At 37.1% G+C, this 1,235-nt stretch carries 1 protein-coding gene; it reads left to right on the top strand.

What is annotated here, in order from left to right; translation table 11 throughout:
• Positions 1-1,235: contractile injection system protein, VgrG/Pvc8 family (locus HX062_RS16090; RefSeq protein WP_353620076.1), on the top strand; the 1,235-nt coding region annotated here is incomplete at both ends.

Below are 1,235 nucleotides of genomic sequence, written 5' to 3'. Positions count from 1 at the left end.
AAATCCCAGGACAAAGCAAGGGGATACTAAGTGATGCTACAAATGAGTATGCAACGGAAAAAGCAACGGAAAAAACAACGGAAAAAACAGAGGATTTAGTAGAAGAACAGGTACTTATTCACCCACAAGAGATAGAAAGCTTTACCTCTACAACCTATGGAACTGCTAGTAGTGTGATGAAGAAGTCATCCGCATATCAACATCAGATAGAAGGAATAAATAGCAGAGTAGACACACCACAGCGTTTAAGTCAAATCAGTAATATTAATACAGGTAATAGTGCTATTAGTAATGCGGCTGCTATATTGAATCACTTTATACCAGGAGTGAATCACCTGGTTGATTTAACCATAGTAGTAGAAGGAAAAGTGCTTAAAAACTATAAGAATTTTGAGCTTAAACAGAGTGTAAAGAAACACCATGAGTTTACATTGGAGCTCAGTCATGATGCCCTTGGTATAGAAGAGACTTACCAAATGAGTCAAGCACAAGATTTATTAGGAAAACGCATATTAGTGACTTTAAACTATAAAAATATCAAAGAAAAGCCAGAGCGAGATTTTTATGGAATCGTTACCGATGTTAGTTTTAAACAAGCTCAGGGTAGTCGTGGCTATCTTGTACTAAAAGGATACGGTCCGACCATATTACTTGATATGGCTCCTCATATTCAGAGCTTTGGCGGCTTAGAGCCAGAGTCCCTTAGTTCTATAGTACACAGTATATTAAAAGAAGGTTATGAGCGTAATGGCAAGTATAAGTCATTTATAAGGTCTAGTAAGAATTGTAATTTATCTTATTCATGTCAGTATAACGAGACTGCCTATAATTATCTAGCTCGTATGGCAGAGGCTTATGGAGAACAGTTTTTTTATGATGGAGAACAGTTGTATTTTGGAGATTTACCTGTTGGAGAAGAACCTATACAGCTGGTATATGGTAGAGATGTAGAAGATATCCAAATACGCATGCAAGCTCGTCATGTTAATAGACAACTATATGGATATAATAGTTATACCAATCAAAAACTAAGTGCAGCAGGTGAAACTAAACTAGATGTCAAGGGAACACTAGCCAAAGTAGCGTATCAGAAATCAGAGGATATATTCACAGCACCTTCCTTGCAATTAGCACCAATGAAAGCATCTACAGATCAAGATGTATTACAAGCTCAGAAAGGAGTTATAGGTAGTGAAGGACTTCATGTGTTTATAACCTCAGGCGTGACCACAGTG

The organism is Myroides sp. DF42-4-2 (assembly GCF_030326445.1).
In the GTDB taxonomy this organism is placed as follows: domain Bacteria; phylum Bacteroidota; class Bacteroidia; order Flavobacteriales; family Flavobacteriaceae; genus Flavobacterium.
Note: the sequence above shows the minus strand (reverse complement) of the source record. Positions and strands in the feature narration are given on the sequence as shown.